Raw genomic sequence first — 18,105 nt, forward strand, 5'->3', positions numbered from 1 at the left:
CGCCGTCGCCCTCGTAGGGCTCCAGGTCCTCTTCACCGCAGTAGGGGCAGTGGAACGGGACCGCACGCTCGCTCACTTGAGGTCCGCCTCGTCGGCGCGCTGGACCCACTCGGCGAAGGTCTCGCCCTCGTTCTTCTGCTTGTCGAAATTGCGCAGGACCCGCTCGACGTAGTCGGGCAGTTCCTCGGCGGTGGCCTTCAGGCCGCGGACCTTGCGGCCGAAGCCGGCGTTGACGCCCAGCGAGCCGCCCAGGTGGATCTGGAAGCCCTCGACCTGCTCGCCGGCCTCGTTGACCACGAGCTGGCCCTTGAGGCCGATGTCGGCGGTCTGGATGCGCGCGCAGGAGTTCGGGCAGCCGTTGACGTTGATGGTCAGCGGCTCGGCGAAGTCCGGCAGGCGGGCCTCCAGCTCGTCGATCAGGTTCGAGGCGGTGGCCTTGGTCTCGACGATCGCCAGCTTGCAGTACTCGATGCCGGTGCAGGCCATGGTCTGGCGGCGGAAGGTGGAGGGGTTGACCCGCAGGTCGTTGGCCTCCAGCTCGGCGACGAGGCTGTCGACCCGGTCGGGGGCGACGTCGAGGATGACCATCTTCTGCTCGACCGTGGTGCGGATCCGGCCGGAGCCGTGCCGCTCGGCGATGTCGGCGATCAGGTGCAGCTTGTCGCCGTCGAGGCGGCCGACCCGCGGCGCGAAGCCGACGTAGAAGTTGCCGTCCTTCTGCGGGCGGACGCCCACGTGATCGCGGCGGCCGTCGCGCGGCAGCTCGGGCGCGGGGCCGTCGGGCAGGGTGTAGCCGAGGTACTCCTTCTCCAGGATCTCGCGGAACTTCTCCGGGCCCCAGTCGTTGACCAGGAACTTGATCCGCGCCCGGTGGCGCAGGCGGCGGTAGCCGTAGTCGCGGAAGATGCCGATCACGCCGCCGTAGACCTCGGAGGCCTGCTCGGGGGTGACGAAGACGCCCAGCCGCTTGGCCAGCATCGGGTTGGTCGACAACCCGCCGCCGACCCACAGGTCGTAGCCGCGCTCGCCGTTCTCGTCGACGACGCCGACGAAGGCCACGTCGTTGATCTCGTGCACCGTGCAGTGCGCCGGGCAGCCGGAGACCGCCGTCTTGAACTTGCGCGGCAGGTTGGAGTACTCGGGGTTGCCGATGAAGTCGTCGTGGATCCGGCGGATCTCCGCGGTGCCGTCGAGGACCTCGTCGGTGTCGATCCCGGCCAGCGGGCAGCCGATGATGACGCGCGGGGTGTCGCCGCAGGCCTCGGTGGTGGACAGGCCCACCGCCTCCAGCCGCTCCCAGATGTCCGGCACGGACTCGATCTCGATCCAGTGCAGCTGGATGTTCTGCCGGTCGGTGACGTCGGCGGTGCCGCGGCCGTACTCGTTGGAGATGTCGGCGATGACGCGCAGCTGCTCCACCGTGAGCTGGCCGCCGTCGATGCGGACGCGGAGCATGAAGTAGCGGTCGTCGAGCTCCTCCGGCTCCAGGACCGCGGTCTTGCCGCCGTCGATCCCGGGCTTGCGCTGGGTGTAGAGCCCGTACCAGCGCATCCTGCCGCGCAGGTCGGCCGGGTCGATGGAGTCGAAGCCGGCCTTGGAGTAGATGTCGATGATCCGCTGACGGACGTTGAGCCCGTCGTCGTTCTTCTTGTTCTCCTCGTTCTTGTTCAGCGGCTCGCGATAACCGAGAGCCCACTGACCTTCGCCGCGCGGGCGCTTGTGGTGGCGGTTGGCCGAACGGGCCGGGGTCGTCATGTGCGCGTCCTTATTCGGAGGTGGGGTGTTTTCCGGGCACGCGCAGGCACCTCCCGCCTCATCGTCGAGTGCGGGGGAAGATCGCTCAGAGAGAGTGACGCCTGTGCGGGTGCCCCGGGCTGCGTCAGGTCAGCGGCGGAGGGCGACGGTCAACGGACGTCACAACAGATGGCGCTACGGACACGCAAAAGGTCGACGTGGCGTCGCACGACGAGCATGGGGTCCGCTGGCATGTCCCCGACGATACCTTGGCGGCCCGAGATGTCCAATATCGGGTCCACACTCTGGACGCACGCGAACGCATCGTGGACACGGGCGGACGCACCGCGGACGTGCGGGGCGGCCGGACCGGCGGCGGAGAGCGGGGGAGGGATCAGCCCTGGCGCGGCCAGTCGAGCGGCGACTCGCGGGGCGTCTCGGCGGGCTGGTGCTGGCAGTCGCACCACGACCCGCCCGGGCACTCCTCGTGGCGGCTGTCTTTGCACTTGTCGCAGATCATGCCTCCCATTGTGCGCTCATCACCCGCTTTCCCCACGCAGACGGGCGAATCAGCGCGTTGCCGCTCTCCGCACGTCCCGCCGCGGACGACCGGGGCCCCGGACGGCCGATGACCGGGCTCGTTATAGCGCACCGCAGGGCATACCGTTGTGTGGCATGACGTCCACTGAGGCCTCGACGCGGCGGCCCGGGCCCAAGCGGCGCAGGCCGCGGTGGGCCCACTCCAGGCTGCGCCGGCACAGCGCCAGGCTGCAGGCCGGACTGTCGTGGGTGCGGGGCACCGACACGTGGTCGTTGCTCGTCGCGACCGTCAACGCGGGCATCGCCTACCGGGTCACCGGGCTGGCCGGTGAGGCGGCGTTCTTCGCGCTGCTGTCGCTGCCGCCGTTCGTGCTCGGCCTGATCGGCGTGGTCGGCCAGCTCACCTCGGTGTTCGGCCCGGAGACCGTGCAGGACATCACCGTCTGGATCGAGCTCCAGGCGCACCTGCTGTTCACCGACAACGCGGTGGACAGCGTCGTCACCCCGCTCATCGACGACGTGCTGAACCCGCGCAACCAGGTCTCGCTGATCTCGGTGGGCTTCCTGCTCGCGCTGTGGTCGGGCTCGCGGGCGCTGTTCGTCTACGTGGACCTGATATCGGTGGCGTACGGCCTCGGCGAGGAACGCGGGATCATCCGCACCCGCCTGATGTCCTTCGGGCTCTATCTCGCGGGCCTGCTGAGCGGGCTGTTCGTCATGCCCGTCCTGGTGCTGGGCCCCGCGGCGCTGCAGGGCGCGCTGCCGCCGGACTACGCGATGCTGGTGGACGTCCTCTACTGGCCGGTGGTCGTCGTCGGCTCGGTCTTCTTCCTCACGCTCCTGTACCACGTGAGCGTCCCGGTGCGCACGCGCTGGTGGCGGGAGATGCCCGGGGCCGTGCTGGCCCTCATCATCTGGATCGCCTGCGCCGCCGTGCTGCGCGAGGTGCTCGCCGCGTGGTTCTCGCCGGTGTCCATCTACGGATCGCTGGCCGCCCCCATCGCGGTGCTCCTGTGGCTCTACATCACCGCGCTCGCCGTACTCATCGGCGCCATCCTCAACGCCGAGGTGGACCGCCTGTGGCCGGCCGACGGCACCGGGCGCCTCGGCAAGACCGGCCAGTCCGCTATCGTCTAAGCCGCGACTGGCGCATTGGGTGGGTAACCACCGGGGAGCGGAATGGCGGAGGCCGCGCGCCTGGGTCTTCGTGCGTTGTCAACGATGCCCGTCAAAGATGACTAGGGAGTGAAGGCGCCATGAGTTCTCTTTCCAGTGTCGACCCGCAGATCGCCGAGCTGGTCAAGGCCGAGGAGCGCCGCCAGGCCGACACCGTCAAGCTGATCGCCTCGGAGAACTACGTCTCCAAGGCGGTGCTGGAGGCGACGGGGACCGTCCTCACCAACAAGTACTCCGAGGGCTACCCCGGCAAGCGCTACTACGAGGGTCAGCAGGTCATCGACCAGATCGAGACCGTCGCCATCGAGCGGGCCAAGTCGCTGTTCGGGGTCAACCACGCCAACGTCCAGCCCTACTCGGGCTCGCCCGCCAACCTCGCCGTCTACATGGCCTTCCTCAGCCCCGGCGACACCGTGATGGGCATGGGCCTGCCCTTCGGCGGCCACCTGACCCACGGCTGGTCGGTCTCGGCCACCGGCAAGTGGTTCACCCCGGTCCGGTACGGCGTGCGCAAGGACACCGGCCGCGTCGACATGGACGAGGTCCGCGAGATCGCCCTGCGCGAGCGCCCGAAGCTGATCTTCTGCGGCGGCACCGCCATCCCGCGCACCATCGACTTCCCGGCCTTCGCCGAGATCGCCCGTGAGGTCGGCGCCGTCCTGGCGGCCGACATCGCGCACATCGCCGGTCTCGTCGCCGGCGGCGCCCACCCGTCGCCGGTCGGCCACGCCGACGTCATCTCCACCACGACGCACAAGACGCTGCGCGGCCCCCGCGGCGCCATGCTGATGGCCACCTCCGACGAGCACGCCACGGCGCTGAACAAGGCCGTCTTCCCCGGCCTGCAGGGCGGCCCGCACAACCACACCACCGCGGCCATCGCGGTGGCGCTCAAGGAGGCGGACACCGAGGAGTTCAAGGCCTACGCCCACCAGGTGGTCGCCAACGCCCGGGCGCTGGCCGAGGAACTCGCCGCCCGCGGGTTCGACCTCGTCTCCGGCGGCACCGACAACCACCTGATCCTGATGGACCTGACGCCCAAGGGCATCGGCGGCAAGCCCGCCGCCCAGGCGCTGGACCGGGCGGGCCTGGAGACCAACTACAACACCGTGCCGTTCGACACCCGCAAGCCGTTCGACCCCTCGGGCATCCGGATCGGCACCGCCGGTGTGACCAGCCGTGGCATGGGCGAGGGCGAGATGCGGCAGATCGGCGCGTGGATCGACCAGGTCGTCACCGCGCTGGCCAAGGGCGAGGACGAGGCCGAGCACGCCGTCACCCGCGTCCTGGGCGAGGTGCGCGAGCTGACCTCCCGCTTCCCGGCCCCCGGCCTGTAGGGCGCCGCCCGGGCCGGTCCGCGGGCCCGGTGGGAGCTCCCCGCGATAAACCATTGTGATCACGGGCCGGGTCCGCGTTATAGTGGGCCCGGCTCCGCCGCTCTGTCAGCAGGGCGGCCATGACATTCGGAGGTGAGGACTATGCGGGTCTTTCTGACGACCATGCCGTCCGTCAGCCTCCGGGTGTCCGCCTAGCCAGAGCGCGCTCATCGCGAGCCGTGTCCGGCCGATCAGCCGACACGGGACACCCGGCTTCTTCTCCGTAAGCCTCACAAAGGGTGTGTCCACGTTGTCCTCACCAGTTCTGTCTGGTTCCTTCGATCTCTCCTCGCTCGGCTGGAACGACTCCCTCGCCGCCGAGCTCCCCGACGGTGCGGTCCCCGCCCGGGTGGCCCGCGTCGACCGCGGCGCCGCCGAGGTGATCGGCGCCGAGGGTCATCTCCAGGTCCACTACGGAGCCCGGGTACGGCGGGCCGCCGCCGCCGACCCGGTGGCCCTGCCCTGCGTGGGCGACTGGGCCGTGCTGCGGCGGCTGCCCGAGGGGCGCTTCGAGCTCGACGGGCTGCTGCCGCGCCGTACCGCCTTCGTCCGGGGCGGGGTGGGCCGCACCTCGCGGGGCGGCCTGTCCGACGACTCCCAGGGTCAGGTGCTGGCCGCCAACGTCGACGTGGTGTTCGTCGCCGAGCCGGCCCTGCACGCCACCGACACCGCCGACCTGGGCAGGATCGAGCGGCTGCTCGCCCTGGCCTGGGAGAGCGGCGGGCAGCCGGTGGTGCTCGTCACCAAGGCCGACCTCGTCGAGGAGAGCCTCGACTTCCTGATGGAGGAGGTCGCCGCCGCCGCGCCCGGCGTGGACGTGCACGCGGTCTGCTCCCTCACCGGGCAGGGCGTGGACATCGTCCGCGGCTACCTGGCCGGCACCCGCACCGCCGTGGTGCTGGGCGCCTCGGGCGCCGGCAAGTCCACGCTCGTCAACGCCCTGGCCGGGGAGGCGGTGATGGAGACCCAGCAGGTCCGCGCCGGGGACGGCCGGGGCCGGCACACCACCGTGCACCGGGAGCTCATCCCGCTGTCCGCCGGGGGCCTCGTCATCGACACCCCGGGCATCCGCCGCGTCGGCCTGTACGACATGGGCGAGGGTGTGGACATGGTCTTCTCCGACATCGAGGAGCTCGCGGGGCGGTGCAGGTTCGCCGACTGCGCCCACGACAGCGAGCCCGGCTGCGCCGTCGTCGAGGCGATCGAGGACGGCACGCTCCCCGAGCGCCGGCTGACCAGCTGGAAGAAGCTCCAGCGGGAGGCGGCGTGGATGGCCTCGCGGACCGACGCGCGGCTGCGCAAGGAGCGGCAGGACCGGTGGAAGGTGATCCACAAGGAGATGCGGAGGGCGGGACGCAACCGTCCCTGACCCGCGAGCGCCGGTGACTTGCGACCATCGGTGATCCGTGACCGCCGGTGATCCGTGACCGCCGGTGCTCCGCGACGGGTCCGGCGGCGCGGTCCGGCTCCGGCCGGGGGACCGTCACTCGGATAGGGGTATGACCGCTATGTGAGTTATGGGAAGGTTCCTCCGGCCGGTGGACGGGGAACGCCGTGCCCGTGAGCGGTGACGCGGGAGTGCGCCTGCCCTTCGCCGACCGGGCCGAGGCGGGCGGGCTCCTGGCCGGTCGGCTGGCCGGCCTGGGCCTGCGGGCTCCGGTCGTGCTGGCGCTGCCACGCGGGGGAGTGGCGGTGGCCGTCCCGATCGCGGCACGGCTCGGGGGCGTGCTCGACGTGCTGGTCAGCCGGAAGATAGGCCATCCGGTCAACCGCGAGTTCGGGGTGGGGGCGATCGCCGAGGGCGGCGAACCGGTGCTCGATCCGGACATGCTGCGGCGGTTGATGCCCTCGGGGGAGGATCTGCGCCGGGTGGTCGAGGCCGAGCGGGCCGAGCTGGCCCGGCGGGTCGCGGTCTACCGGGGGAGCAGACGGACGCCGGAGCCGGAGGGCAGGGACGTGGTCGTGGTCGACGACGGCATCGCCACCGGCGTCACGGCCAGGGCCGCCTTGCGCGCGGTCAGGTCGCGGGCCCCGGCACGTCTGGTGCTCGCCGCTCCCGTGGCGGCGCCGGAGACGGTCCGGGCCATGCGGGGGGAGGCGGACGAGATCGTGGTGCTCGCCGCACCGCCGGGGTTCCACGCCGTGGGGCAGTGGTACCGGAGGTTCGACCAGCTCGACGACGACGACGTTCTCGGCCTGCTCGACACCTGGGTCCGCGCGCGGAACAACGTGTGATCTCGCAGGGACGCCGGCGAGATCACACGCGCGGGGGAAAGCCGGGTGGAGGTCGTTCAGGCGACGGCGCTGATGCCGGCGCTGGCGGCACGGCGCATGCGACGACGGCGCTCGGAGGCGCGCTCGTCCTCGTTCAGGCCGCCCCACGTGCCGTACTTCTCCGGACGGGACAGCGCGTAGTCAAGGCACTCGGCGCGGACGGGGCACTGGCCGCAGATGGCCTTGGCCTTGCGCTCGCGGATATCACGCTCGGGCTGACGCTCGCCATCGGGACCGAAGAAGAGCACAAGGTCCTCACCCCGGCACGCGGCGTCATCCTGCCAGCCCCAGCTGGGCCGAGGGCGGGCGGTCTGCCGACGTACCTGAGACATGAGAAAACCACCTTCTAGTGAGAAGTATTTCGGGTTACTACCGCATTGGACGCATTTGACGTCCCTGGTGCCAACGCCTGGACAGGCCGCGATGTTCCCTCTAGTCAGGTCAGAGCAGGCGTGGCGTACCGCACAGGCGTGAGCCTGTCCAGCGTGACCAGCCGATAGGTGGTGATCGTGTCGGCGCAAGCCGTACCACATGGCGTTGGCAACGTCATGGGTTCAACCACTACCCGAAAACGGGTGCCGCTACCGCGCACGATGGCTTCGGTGGCGGCTCCCTCCGACCTGGAGGACTCCGCGGCCACTCCGCCGACCGAGAGCTCGCCCGTGTGGGCACGGACGAAATGCTCGGCGGCTTGCAGTGGCTCAGGGATGCCTGCGCGTCCCCGGAAACGGTCGAGGATGACCTCGCCGGACCGGTACGCGTCGACTGCTGCGAGCGCAGCAGCTTGAGACATGCTGCCGTAGTAGAGCCCGTGTGGCAAGCACACCAGATTGGCGGCGTATCGATCGCCGCCAACATGTGATGTTTCCCATACTCTGTCCGGCCAAACATCGGCCAGGGAACGAGCGAGGGGAAGTCCAATGCGGGCGCAGCACGCGTTGCGCTTGGCGTGCGTACAGACCAGAAAAACCGGCTCACTCACAAGTATGCAGGACTTGGGGACCACTCCGGCCCGGAGAGCCTCCAGGTCAAGATCATCCGGGTCGTCGACGACGCCCTCGGCGAGCCAGGGTTCGGCCGCCGTGGAGTCCGCGACCATGACGTGAATGCCGTCCCCGCCGGGGGTTCTGCGTCCCGGCCGGCGGATGAGCTGGGGGCGGATGCCGAGGCTCGTCGCCCGTTTGATAAGAGTGTGAATCTCTTCCGGAAGGTCGCAGTCCTCCAGATGAGAGGCCCAGGGCCCGGAATGCTCGATGAGCAACCAGAAACGGGCCCCGACCGTCGCACTGGCGTGCACCGGCAGCTCGCCGGTGTGGCAGCCGGGGGGATGCTCGCACCCCTTGGCCGCCTTGCCCGGAACGCCTGCCGTGGTCACACACTCCCCCTATCCGTTGTTAGGTAAGACTAACCTAACGGATCAGGGGAATCGTTGTGGGTGTAGAACTGCCCAAAGCTGGGAAAAATATCTACTCCCGATAATCCAGTGCCGCCTGTGCCGCGGGCAGCGCCGCCCGCCTGTCCTCCGCGACCAGGCCGATCCGGGTCCGCCGGTCCAGCAGGTCGCCGGCGTCCAGCGCCCCCTCGTGCCGGACCGCCCAGAGGAGTTCGGCCATCGTGACGCCGGTGGGCAGCCGCTCGGCCAGCGCCGGGTCCCGCTCGGCCAGCTCGTGCACGGCCCCCGCCTCGCCGCCGTACCTCTCCAGCAGTCGCGCCGGCGCCGTGACGCCCGGGTGCGCGAGGCCGGCGTGCACGGCGCCGACCAGGGGCAGGCGCGCCGTACGGCTCGCGCCCGCGCCCAGGCGGCGGGTCCGGACCGCCAGGTCGACCGCGTCCTCGGCCATCCGCCGGTAGGTGGTGAGCTTGCCGCCCACGACCGTGATCACCCCGTCGGAGGAGGTCAGCAGCGCGTGCCTCCTGGACAGGTCGGCGGTGCGCCCCTCGGCCGCCAGCAGCGGGCGCAGCCCGGCGAAGGCGCCGGCCACCTCCTCGCGCCGCACCTCGGTCTCCAGCACCGAGTTGAGCACGCCGAGCAGGAACCTCACGTCCTCCTCCGGCGCCTCGGGGACGTCGGGGACCGGCCCCTCCACCGGCTCGTCGGTCAGGCCCACGTAGACGCGCCCGTCGGCCTGGGGCAGCACCAGCGCGAAGCGGTTGCCCTCGCCGGGGATCGGCACGTGCAGCCCGGTGCGCAGCCCCGGCAGGGTCTCCGGCCGCAGCACCAGGTGGGTGCCGCGCGAGGGCCGCAGCCGGATGGCCGGGTCGAGCCGCGCGGCCCAGACCCCCGCGGCGTTGATCACGGCCCGCGCCCGGATCGTGAAGGTCTCGCCGGTGAGCTCGTCGCGCACCCGCGCCTCCCGCCCGCCCAGCTCCAGCGCCCGGCACCGGGTCAGGACCCGGGCCCCGTGCGCGGCGGCGGTCCTGGCCAGCGCGACCACCAGCCGGGCGTCGTCGACCAGCCGCCCGTCCCACGACAGCAGCGCCCCGCGCAGCCCTCGCGGGCTCAGCGGCGCGGCCAGCTCGCGCGCCCGCCCGGCCGAGACCCGCGAGGGGCCGGGCAGCAGCCGGCGCGGGGTGCGGGCGGCGGCGCGCAGCCCGTCGCCCAGCCGGTAGCCGGTCATCAGGGTCGCCGCCTGGGCGCCGGAGACCCGCGGGGTCAGCGGCAGCAGGTACGGCTGCGCCCGCACCAGGTGCGGGGCGGTGCGGGCGAGCAGGACGCCGCGCTCCACCGCGCTCTCGTGCGCCACCCCGATCTGCCCCTTGGCGAGATAGCGCAGGCCGCCGTGGATCATCTTGGAGCTCCACCGCGAGGTGCCGAAGGCCAGGTCGCAGGCGTCGATCGCGGCCACCGACAGGCCGCGCGAGGCGGCGTCGAGCGCGGCCCCGGCGCCGGTGGCGCCCAGCCCGACCACCAGCACGTCGACGGTCCGGCCGCCGGCCAGCTCGGCGAGCTCGCGGGAGCGGCGGGCGGCGTTGAGGGAGGACTTCACGGCGACAGGTACCTCTCCAGGAGTGCGGTCAGCTCGGCGTCCAGCTCGTCCCGGGTGACGGGGCCGAGCATGGTGGGGCCGGACAGCAGGAAGGACTGGGCGGTCAGCAGCACGGCCCTGGCCATCGCCACGGGGTCGCCGGGCCGTACGGTGCCCCGCTCCTGGCCCCGGGCGACGGCCTGCTCGACGAGGGCGAGCATGGCCTCGTGGCTGGAGCCCCGGCGGTCGAGCAGGTAGGGCAGGAGCAGCTCTGGATCGACCTCGACGATCTTCCGCCAGAGCGGGTGGCCGCGCAGCTCCCCGACCACCCCGACGGCCGCGGTGACCGGGTCGCCGGTGGCGAAGCGCCCGGCCACGCGCACCCACTCCCTGGTCATCAGGTCGGCGACCAGGCTCCGTACGTCGGGCCAGTGCCGGTAGACGGTCATCCGGGACACCCCGGCCCGCCGCGCCACGTCGGTGAGCGTGGTGCGGCGCACCCCGACGGCCAGCACCATCTCGCGCGCGGCGTCGAGGACGACCTCGCCGTGCCTGCCGCTCCGGGACTCCTCGGAGTCCTCGGGCTGCTCCCTGCCCTTATTGTGACGAATGGACGTCATATGTCACAGTGTAGAGGTGGAAACTCACCGTGCGGAAGTAGAGACCCCGGCGGCCCCGGCGAGTGCCGCCGAACCGATGCTCTGGTCCGGCTGGGGCGATCCCGCCGAGGCCGCGGACCTGCCCGAGCCGGTCGCGAAGCTGCTGCGGGAGGTGCTGGGCGTGCGCCCGCCGGCGAGCCCGGCCGGAAGCTGGGAGGAGGTGCGGCTGCCCGTCACGGCCCTGCCCCCCGAGGCGCTGACCGAACTGACCGGCGTGGTCGGCGAGGGGTACGTGTGCTCCGGTGACGAGGACCGGGTCCGCCACACCCGGGGCAAGTCCACCCCCGACCTGATGCGCATGCGCGCCGGTGACGGCTCCGACGCCCCCGACGCCGTGGTGCTGCCCGGCTCGCACGAGGAGGTGCTGCGGGTGCTGCGGGTCTGCGCCGCGCACCGGGTCGCGGTGGTGCCCTTCGGCGGCGGCACCTCGGTCGTCGGCGGGCTGACCCCTCGGCGGGAGGGGTTCACCGGGGTCGTCGCCCTGGACCTGGCCCGGCTGAACCGGCTCGTCTCGGTGGACACCGAGTCGATGATCGCGGAGCTGGAGCCGGGCCTGCGCGCGCCGCAGGCCGAGGAGCTCCTGGCCGCGCACGGTCTCACCCTGGGGCACTTCCCCCAGTCGTTCGAGTACGCCACGCTGGGCGGCTTCGCCGCGGCCCGCTCCAGCGGCCAGGCCTCGGCCGGTTACGGCCGGTTCGACGACATGGTGGCCGGCATGACCGTGGCCACCCCGCGCGGCACCCTCGATCTGGGCCGCGCGCCCAAGTCCGCCGCCGGGCCCGACCTGCGCCAGGTGATCCTCGGCTCCGAGGGCGCCTTCGGCGTGATCACCTCGCTCCGGCTCCGGGTGCGGCCGGTCCCGCAGGTCCGGGTCTACGAGGGCTGGCGGTTCGAGTCGTTCGCGGCCGGGTCGGCCGCGCTGCGCAAGCTCGCCCAGGACGGCCCGGTGCCCACCGTGCTGCGCCTGTCGGACGAGACCGAGACGATGATCGGCCTGGCCAAGCCCGCGGAGCTCGGTGAGCTGGGCGGCATGGCCTCCGGGGCGGGCTGCCTGGTCGTGGCCGGCTACGAGGGCGCCGCCGAGGAGGTGCCCGCGCGGCGTGAGCGGGCCGCCGCGGTGCTGGCCGGGCTCGGCGGGACCTTCCTGGGCACCGGGCCCGGCCAGGCCTGGGCGCACGGCCGCTACGCGGCCCCCTACCTGCGCGACTCCCTGCTCGCGGCCGGGGCCACGGTGGAGACCCTGGAGACGGCCGGGTTCTGGGCCGACCTGCCGCGCCTGTACGACGCCGTACGGCTGGCGCTGCACGGCGCGCTCGGCTCGCCGCTGGTGATGTGCCACATCTCGCACGTGTACGGCACCGGCGCCTCGCTCTACTTCACGGTCGTCACGGCCCAGAGCGAGGACCCGATCGCGCAGTGGGAGGCGGCCAAGCGCGCGGCGAACGAGGCGATCGTCGCCGCGGGCGGCACCATCTCCCACCACCACGGCGTCGGCCGCGACCACCGCGGGCCGTACGCCGCCGAGATCGGCGAGCTGGGCGTGGAGATCCTGCGCGGGATCAAGGAACGCCTCGACCCCGAGGGGATCCTCAACCCCGGGGTGCTGATCCCCTGAGGGCGGACTTCCCGCAGCCCGGGCCCCCGCAGCCCGGGCCCCGCCACCCGGGTCCCCGCCGGCCGGTCATCCGGGCGGCGGGGGAGGGGGAGTGCGGTCGGAGGCCGGCCAGACGTAGGGCAGGTCGTCCGGCTCGTCGCCGAAGAGCGGACGGTAGTGGTCCGGGAGCTTGCGCAGCAGGGACGAGCGGTGGCTGAGGTGGAAGGCGGGGTCGCCCAGCCAGGGCGGCAGCTCGCCCGCCTGCCCGAGCAGCTCCTGGGAGCGCGGGGCCTCGACGCCGCGCCGCTCGGTCAGCTCCCGCGCCATCGTCTCCGAGCAGGTGTCGGCCCGGCCCGCGGAGCACCAGTGCCCGCAGATCTCCAGGCCGTACCTGACCAGGGCCTCCTCGTAGCCGGTCCACATCCGCACCGCCGGGTGGTTGCGCCAGCCGTACCCCGGCACGGTCAGCGCGCGCAGCACCTGGAGCGTCTCGACCCGCTGCTTGCCGAGCCGCAGCGGGTCGAGGACCGCCGCGGTGGCGGCGAAGTCGGGATAGGGGAGGAAGGTCTGCATCGCCGTCCTCGGGTCAGGGGCGCGGGTACGGCGCGCCCGGACGGGCCCCGGGACGCCGCGCCGGGGTGGGTCCGCCGGCCGTGCCAGGCGTACCCGCCCGGGCGCCGGGCACGCGGGCCGCAGGGAAAGCGCCCCTGGGCGCGGGGTCAAATGTCCGCCCGCCCCGGACCGGCGGCGGGCCGGATTCCACGGGGCGGAGCGGGCGGAGGGCCGGGCGCCCGCCGGAACGGTCCGGGGCGGGCGGGCCGGGGACCCCGCAAGACGGTCATCCGCCGGGGAGCTCAGAAGACGATCACCTGGCGGACGGCCTCGCCGGTGTGCAGGCGGTCGAAGCCCTCGTTGACCTCCTCCAGGGTGAGCCGGTGCGACAGCAGCGCGTCCACCGGCAGGATCCCCGCCCTGTACATCTCGACGAAGCGCGGCACGTCCCTGCGCGGGACGCACGAGCCGAGATAGCTGCCCTTGAGCGTGCGCTCCTCGGCGACCAGGCTCAGCGCGGGCAGGACCAGCTCGCGGGAGGGGTCGGGCAGGCCCACGGTCACCGTCGTGCCGCCCCGGGCCGTGGCCCGGTAGGCCTGCTCCAGGACCGGGACCACCCCGGTGGTGTCGATCACCTTCCCGGCGCCGCCGCGGGTGATCTCCCTGACCGCCTCGACGGCGTCCGGGCCGCCCGCGACGGTGTGCGTCGCGCCCAGCTCGCGCGCCAGCTCCAGCTTGGACTCCACCACGTCGATCGCGACCAGCGTCGCCGCCCCGGCCGCCTTGGCCGCCAGCAGCGCGGCCAGCCCGACCCCGCCCAGGCCGAACACCGCGACGCCGTCGCCGGGCTCGACCCGGGCGCTGTAGAACGCGGCGCCCGCGCCGGTCAGGACGGCGCAGCCGAACAGTGCGGCGATCTCGGGGGGCAGCTCCGGGTCGACCTTGACCGCCGAGCGCGCCGACACGACCGTGTACTCGGAGAAGGCCGACACGCCGAGATGGTGCCGGGGGCGGCCGCCGGAGGCGTCGCTGAAGCGCAGCCCGCCGCCGAGCAGGGTGCCGCTGCCGTTGGCCGCCGCGCCCGGCTCGCACAGCGCGGGGCGGCCCCCGGAGCAGGGCGCGCAGTGCCCGCAGGCCGGGACGAACGCCAGCACCACGTGGTCGCCCGGGGCGAACTCGGTGCCCTCGCCGGTGGCCACGACCTCGCCCGCGGCCTCGTGCCCCAGGGCCATGGGCAGCGGGCGCAGCCGGGAACCGTTGATCACCGACAGGTCCGAGTGGCACAGCCCCGCCGCGCGCACCCGGATCAGCAGCTCGCCGGGGCCGGGCGGGTCGAGCGTCAGCGGCACGACCTCCAGGGGGCGGGAGTCCGCGTAGGGGGCCGGGCGGCCCGACTCGACCAGGACCGCGGCCCGGGTGGACGTGCTCATTCGTCGATCACCAGTTTCTGCATGGCGGCGCGCAGCGGCGCCGGGATCTCGGCGGGCCTGCGGCTCTCCCGGTCCACGAAGACGTGGACGAAGTGGCCCTCGGCCACGACCGTCTCGCCGTCCTCGCGGAACAGGCCCAGCTCGTAGCGGACGCTGGAGCGGCCCAGCCTCCCGATCCTGAGCCCGACCCTGACGGCCTCGGGGAAGGAGATCGAGGCCTTGTAGAGGCAGTGCGACTCCACGCACAGGCCGATGACGTCACCGCCGTGGATGTCCAGGCCCGCGGTCCTGATCAGCCACGTGTTGATCACCGTGTCCATCAGCGAGTAGTGGACCGCGTTGTTCATGTGGCCGTAGACGTCGTTGTCCTTCCACCGTGTGGGGACGGTCTCCCAGTGCGCGTACACGGACAGAACTATATTCCAGAGCCGTACGGCGGGCTCCCCCGGCCCGCGGCGGCCGATCTTCCGGCGGACGGGCGAGTGGAGGCCGTTTGCTTACACCTGTGTCACTTTTGGAGGAAATCTCCGCTCCGGTGTGATCAGCCCAACTTATGATCGTCCGCTGTGACCGCATACGGACTTCCCCCCCGTGATCGCGCTGGATCCCGCCGACCCGGTCGAGCTCGGCCCCTACCGCGTCGCCGGTCGCCTCGGCAAGGGCGGCATGGGCACGGTATATCTCGCCGAGGGCCCGGCGGGCCCGGTGGCGCTCAAGGTGATCAACCCGCACCTGGCGGCCGATCCCGAGTTCGTGGCGCGCTTTCGCGGCGAGGTGGCCGCGGCCCGCAGGGTCAGCCGCTTCTGCACGGCCCCGGTGCTGGACGCGCGGATGGAGGGGGAGCCGCTCTGGGTGGTCACCGAGTACGTCGCCGGTCCCGACCTCGCCCGCGTCCTGCGCGAGCAGGGGCCGCTGACGGGGTCGAACCTGGAGGCGCTGGCCGTCGGGGTGGCGACCGCGCTGACCGCGATCCACGGCGCCGGGGTCGTGCACCGCGACCTCAAGCCCGCCAACGTGCTGCTGTCCCCGCTCGGCCCGCGGGTGATCGACTTCGGCATCGCCCGCGCCCTGGACGCGGGACGGGGGCAGACCGTCACCGGCAAGATCCTCGGCACCCCGGAGTACATGGCGCCCGAGCTGATCTCCGAGGGCAGGTCGGGCCCGCCCGCCGACGTCTTCGCCTGGGGCTGCGTGGTGGCCGCCGCCGCGAGCGGCGCCTCTCCGTTCGCCTCCAAGACCGTGCCGGAGGCGCTGTACCGGGTCGTCCACGACATCCCGGACCTGAAGGAGCTCGACTCCGGCCTGCGCGAACTGGTCGGGGCGGCCCTGGACAAGGATCCCGGGGCCCGGCCCTCGGCCAGGGACCTGCTGTCCGGGATGGTGGGGCAGCAGGAGGCGCAGGACACCGCCAGGGTGGCGGGCACGATCCGGCTCAACCTCTCCGGCCTGGTCCCGCAGACCGCCCGGCCGGCGTCCGCCGGGGAGCCGGCCGGGAGGGCCCGCTCTCCGCGGCGGCCGTACCTGGTGGGCGGTGCGGCGGCCGGGGTGCTGCTGCTGGCGGCGGCCGGGGTGTTCGCCGTGCGGGCGCTGCCGCAGGGGCCGCCGGAGATCACCGACGTGCTCTACCAGGACGACTTCGGCAACGACAAGTCCGGCTGGTACAGCGACGGCACCCGTGCGGACGTGGTGCACGGATACACCGGGGACGGCCGCTACACGATCGCCTCCGACTACTCGAACAACTCCCGGTACGCCGCCGCGCCGGTCAACGCCGAGCTCCCCGAGCACGCCCTGGTCAGCGTCAAGGCCGACCTCGCCGCGGGGGTCCCGTACAACGCGTGGGGCGGGGTCTTCTGCGAGTACAGGCTCGACGACGAGCGGTTCTCCTACTACATCGCGCAGGTCCGTCCCGACGGGCGTGCGAGCGTCCGCAAGTCCACCTCCACGACCTCCGTGAACCTGACGCCCGACATCGCGGTGCCGGGGTTCAAGAAGGCCGGGGCGGTGCTGCGGGTGGAGTGCGAGCGGGCGGAGGGCCGGGTGAGGGTGAGCCTGTGGGCGGGCGACGAGCAAGTGGCCGAGGTCGTGGACGAGGACGCGGCCGAGGCCAGGGGCAAGCCCAAGTACGGGCTCGCTGCCGGCAAGTGGCCCAAGGACGAGACGGAGGTCCGCGTGAACTTCGACGACTTCCGGATCGGCCGCCTGCCCTGAGGATCTTTACCCCGGCGCTTCCCGAACGGCCGCGTGATCGCCCGATCACGGCCAGAATATGACCATGGTGGATGTCGGGCAGGCCGCGGAACGCGGGCGTGAGGTCTCCTCCCGGGTCTCGCAGGAGGGGGCCGGCTGGGACTGCGTCGAGATGGGCACGTTCAAGGACCTGCGGCCCAACACGGAGTCCTTCTCCTGGCTCAACCCGCGCACGCTCTGGAGGTCGCGCAACGAGATCCTCGCCGCGCTGTTCGGTGATCCGTCGGGCCAGGTCAGGGCGCGCTGGGTGGGCTCGCAGCGCGACCGGGGCGTCGACCCGTCCCTCCGGATCCCGGCGGACGTCGGCTCCGAGTTCTCCTTCCTGGTCCTGGGGGACACCGGCGAGGGCGACGCCTCGCAGTACGCCGTGGTCCCCGGGATGCTCAGAATCGGCGAGGGGACGGACTTCGCGGTCATCGCCAGCGACGTGATCTATCCCACCGGCTCCGGCAACGAGTACGAGGACAAGTTCTTCCGCCCCTACCAGAACTACCGGGCGCCGATCTACGCCGTGCCCGGCAACCACGACTGGTACGACGGGCTCGGCGGCTTCATGCGGGTCTTCTGCGACGCCCACGCCCTCCAGGCCCGGCGCGAGGGCTTCAAGTTGTCGCCCTCCGGGCTGCGCGGGCTGCTCTGGCGCAGACCGGAGAAGATCGACGAGGAACGGCTGGCCAGGGCGCGCGAGCGCCGGGCGCTGCCCGAGCAGCAGGCCACGCAGCCGGGGCCGTACTGGGCGATGGAGACCCCGACGCTGCTCATCGTGGGGGTCGACACCGGCATCCGCGGCGAACTGGACCGCGAGCAGGCCCACTGGCTCAGGGAGGTCTCGCGCGACCCCCGGCCCAAGATGCTGATCACCGGCAAGCCGATCTACACCCGCAACGAGTACAAACCGTCGAAGCTGGAGGGCGGCGGCACGATCGACGACATCGTGCGCGATCCCCGGCACGGCTACGTCGCGGTCATCGGCGGCGACGTGCACAACTACCAGCGCTTCCCGGTCGAGGTCGGCGAGCGGACGATCCAGTACATCGTGGCGGGCGGGTCCGGGGCCTTCACCCACGCCACTCACACGACGCCCAGGATCACGGTCGGCGGCGTGCACGAGGACGACTACAAGTGCTACCCGCTGCGCGGCGACTCGCTGTCGTTCTACAGCAAGCTCTACAGCGAGCGGCTGGGCATGCGCTGGCTCTATCTCACGCCGGACGAGGCGATGTGCCTGATGTCCCGCTACATCGGCAACACCCCGCCGCGGCCGATCGACGGGGTGAGGATCACCCGGCGGATGCGGTGGGCGGCGCGCTGGCTCGGCGCCATGCCGCTGCCGGTCCCGCTCCGGCTGCCGGTGGACAAGGTCTTCCACCGATACGTGTCGGAGCTGTCCGACTGGGACGATCCGCCGTTCTTCAAGAGCTTCCTGCACGTCTCGGTCACCCCGGAGACCCTGCGGATCCGCTGCTTCGCCGCCACCGGCTGCCTGCCCCAGGAGCTCGAACCCCCGCTCGAGGACGAGGTCTGCATCCCGCTCGCCTGATCGAAACCGTCGGT

The 18,105-nt window shown here is 72.4% G+C and carries 17 protein-coding genes and 1 riboswitch; of the genes, 7 read left to right on the plus strand and 10 right to left on the minus strand.

Annotation, left to right across the window (positions count from 1 at the left end; genetic code table 11):
* Positions 1-72: 72 nt before the first annotated feature.
* From Pta02_RS08485 to Pta02_RS41850, 3 genes are all read right to left on the minus strand, one after another.
* Complete coding sequence (locus Pta02_RS08485) at positions 73-1,755, minus strand: nitrite/sulfite reductase (RefSeq protein WP_203874136.1); 1,683 nt, start codon at positions 1,753-1,755, stop codon at positions 73-75.
* A 149-nt stretch (positions 1,756-1,904) separates the two neighbouring features.
* Positions 1,905-1,988: a putative leader peptide gene (locus Pta02_RS42290; protein ID WP_373872355.1), complete on the minus strand. Its 84-nt coding sequence runs from the start codon at positions 1,986-1,988 to the stop codon at positions 1,905-1,907.
* A gap of 140 nt (positions 1,989-2,128) precedes the next feature.
* The gene (locus Pta02_RS41850; RefSeq protein WP_275423565.1) at positions 2,129-2,254 is read right to left on the minus strand and encodes a hypothetical protein; all 126 of its coding nucleotides are present in this window, start codon (positions 2,252-2,254) and stop codon (positions 2,129-2,131) included.
* Between the two features lie 155 nt (positions 2,255-2,409).
* On the opposite strand from Pta02_RS41850, the gene Pta02_RS08490 reads away from it, so the two are divergent.
* The 4 genes from Pta02_RS08490 to Pta02_RS08505 all read left to right on the plus strand — a co-directional run bounded on the left by Pta02_RS08490 (position 2,410) and on the right by Pta02_RS08505 (position 7,061).
* Positions 2,410-3,411, plus strand: coding sequence for a YihY/virulence factor BrkB family protein (locus Pta02_RS08490; RefSeq protein WP_239129903.1), 1,002 nt, complete (start codon positions 2,410-2,412; stop codon positions 3,409-3,411).
* Positions 3,405-3,484: riboswitch (ZMP/ZTP riboswitch) on the plus strand. Its footprint overlaps the gene before it by 7 nt.
* 46 nt (positions 3,485-3,530) lie before the next feature.
* Positions 3,531-4,787, plus strand: a complete 1,257-nt coding sequence (gene glyA, locus Pta02_RS08495; protein ID WP_203874138.1) for a serine hydroxymethyltransferase — start codon at positions 3,531-3,533, stop codon at positions 4,785-4,787.
* A gap of 280 nt (positions 4,788-5,067) precedes the next feature.
* On the plus strand, positions 5,068-6,195 hold the full coding sequence (rsgA, locus tag Pta02_RS08500) for a ribosome small subunit-dependent GTPase A (protein ID WP_239129912.1): 1,128 nt from the start codon (positions 5,068-5,070) through the stop codon (positions 6,193-6,195).
* Positions 6,196-6,386: 191 nt separating this feature from the next.
* Positions 6,387-7,061 (plus strand): phosphoribosyltransferase, encoded by a 675-nt coding sequence (locus Pta02_RS08505; protein ID WP_239129914.1) that lies wholly within the window; start codon positions 6,387-6,389, stop codon positions 7,059-7,061.
* Between the two features lie 56 nt (positions 7,062-7,117).
* Here the strand turns inward: Pta02_RS08505 and Pta02_RS08510 are convergent, their stop codons facing one another.
* The 4 genes from Pta02_RS08510 to Pta02_RS08525 all read right to left on the minus strand — a co-directional run bounded on the left by Pta02_RS08510 (position 7,118) and on the right by Pta02_RS08525 (position 10,686).
* Complete coding sequence (locus tag Pta02_RS08510) at positions 7,118-7,432, minus strand: WhiB family transcriptional regulator (RefSeq protein ID WP_184943121.1); 315 nt, start codon at positions 7,430-7,432, stop codon at positions 7,118-7,120.
* Positions 7,433-7,536: 104 nt separating this feature from the next.
* On the minus strand, positions 7,537-8,475 hold the full coding sequence (locus Pta02_RS08515) for a sucrase ferredoxin (RefSeq protein WP_203874140.1): 939 nt from the start codon (positions 8,473-8,475) through the stop codon (positions 7,537-7,539).
* Positions 8,476-8,566: 91 nt separating this feature from the next.
* On the minus strand, positions 8,567-10,087 hold the full coding sequence (locus Pta02_RS08520; RefSeq protein WP_203874141.1) for a glycerol-3-phosphate dehydrogenase/oxidase: 1,521 nt from the start codon (positions 10,085-10,087) through the stop codon (positions 8,567-8,569).
* Complete coding sequence (locus Pta02_RS08525; protein WP_203874142.1) at positions 10,084-10,686, minus strand: TetR/AcrR family transcriptional regulator; 603 nt, start codon at positions 10,684-10,686, stop codon at positions 10,084-10,086. The genes Pta02_RS08520 and Pta02_RS08525 overlap by 4 nt, the downstream gene beginning before the upstream one ends.
* A 76-nt stretch (positions 10,687-10,762) precedes the next feature.
* Here Pta02_RS08525 and Pta02_RS08530 point away from each other — a divergent pair, with 76 nt between their 5' ends.
* The gene (locus tag Pta02_RS08530) at positions 10,763-12,340 is read left to right on the plus strand and encodes an FAD-binding oxidoreductase (RefSeq protein ID WP_203874232.1); all 1,578 of its coding nucleotides are present in this window, start codon (positions 10,763-10,765) and stop codon (positions 12,338-12,340) included.
* A 66-nt stretch (positions 12,341-12,406) separates the two neighbouring features.
* Here the strand turns inward: Pta02_RS08530 and Pta02_RS08535 are convergent, their stop codons facing one another.
* The 3 genes from Pta02_RS08535 to Pta02_RS08545 all read right to left on the minus strand — a co-directional run bounded on the left by Pta02_RS08535 (position 12,407) and on the right by Pta02_RS08545 (position 14,708).
* Positions 12,407-12,892, minus strand: a complete 486-nt coding sequence (locus Pta02_RS08535) for an MSMEG_6728 family protein (protein WP_203874143.1) — start codon at positions 12,890-12,892, stop codon at positions 12,407-12,409.
* 281 nt (positions 12,893-13,173) lie between these two features.
* On the minus strand, positions 13,174-14,301 hold the full coding sequence (locus Pta02_RS08540) for a zinc-binding dehydrogenase (RefSeq protein ID WP_203874144.1): 1,128 nt from the start codon (positions 14,299-14,301) through the stop codon (positions 13,174-13,176).
* Entirely contained in the window at positions 14,298-14,708 is a 411-nt protein-coding gene (locus Pta02_RS08545) for an acyl-CoA thioesterase (protein ID WP_203874145.1), read from the minus strand. The genes Pta02_RS08540 and Pta02_RS08545 overlap by 4 nt, the downstream gene beginning before the upstream one ends.
* Before the next feature lie 184 nt (positions 14,709-14,892).
* On the opposite strand from Pta02_RS08545, the gene Pta02_RS08550 reads away from it, so the two are divergent.
* Together Pta02_RS08550 and Pta02_RS08555 are read left to right on the plus strand one after the other, a co-directional pair.
* Positions 14,893-16,512: a serine/threonine-protein kinase gene (locus tag Pta02_RS08550; RefSeq protein ID WP_203874146.1), complete on the plus strand. Its 1,620-nt coding sequence runs from the start codon at positions 14,893-14,895 to the stop codon at positions 16,510-16,512.
* Positions 16,513-16,576: 64 nt separating this feature from the next.
* Positions 16,577-18,091 (plus strand): metallophosphoesterase family protein, encoded by a 1,515-nt coding sequence (locus Pta02_RS08555; RefSeq protein ID WP_203874147.1) that lies wholly within the window; start codon positions 16,577-16,579, stop codon positions 18,089-18,091.
* The last annotated feature ends 14 nt before the right edge of the window (positions 18,092-18,105 follow it).

It is taken from the genome of Paraplanobispora takensis, from assembly GCF_016863195.1.
In the GTDB taxonomy this organism is placed as follows: Bacteria; Actinomycetota; Actinomycetes; order Streptosporangiales; family Streptosporangiaceae; genus Planobispora; species Planobispora takensis.

Bases quoted from the DNA above. Each gene is read 5' to 3' on its own strand.
- Pta02_RS08485 (WP_203874136.1), bottom strand. From the start codon at position 1,755: ATGACGACCCCGGCCCGTTCGGCCAACCGCCACCACAAGCGCCCGCGC.
- Pta02_RS42290 (WP_373872355.1), bottom strand. From the start codon at position 1,988: ATGCCAGCGGACCCCATGCTCGTCGTGCGACGCCACGTCGACCTTTTG.
- Pta02_RS41850 (WP_275423565.1), bottom strand. From the start codon at position 2,254: ATGATCTGCGACAAGTGCAAAGACAGCCGCCACGAGGAGTGCCCGGGC.
- Pta02_RS08490 (WP_239129903.1), top strand. From the start codon at position 2,410: ATGACGTCCACTGAGGCCTCGACGCGGCGGCCCGGGCCCAAGCGGCGC.
- glyA (WP_203874138.1), top strand. From the start codon at position 3,531: ATGAGTTCTCTTTCCAGTGTCGACCCGCAGATCGCCGAGCTGGTCAAG.
- Pta02_RS08510 (WP_184943121.1), bottom strand. From the start codon at position 7,432: ATGTCTCAGGTACGTCGGCAGACCGCCCGCCCTCGGCCCAGCTGGGGC.
- Pta02_RS08525 (WP_203874142.1), bottom strand. From the start codon at position 10,686: ATGACGTCCATTCGTCACAATAAGGGCAGGGAGCAGCCCGAGGACTCC.
- Pta02_RS08530 (WP_203874232.1), top strand. From the start codon at position 10,763: ATGCTCTGGTCCGGCTGGGGCGATCCCGCCGAGGCCGCGGACCTGCCC.
- Pta02_RS08535 (WP_203874143.1), bottom strand. From the start codon at position 12,892: ATGCAGACCTTCCTCCCCTATCCCGACTTCGCCGCCACCGCGGCGGTC.
- Pta02_RS08540 (WP_203874144.1), bottom strand. From the start codon at position 14,301: ATGAGCACGTCCACCCGGGCCGCGGTCCTGGTCGAGTCGGGCCGCCCG.
- Pta02_RS08555 (WP_203874147.1), top strand. From the start codon at position 16,577: ATGGTGGATGTCGGGCAGGCCGCGGAACGCGGGCGTGAGGTCTCCTCC.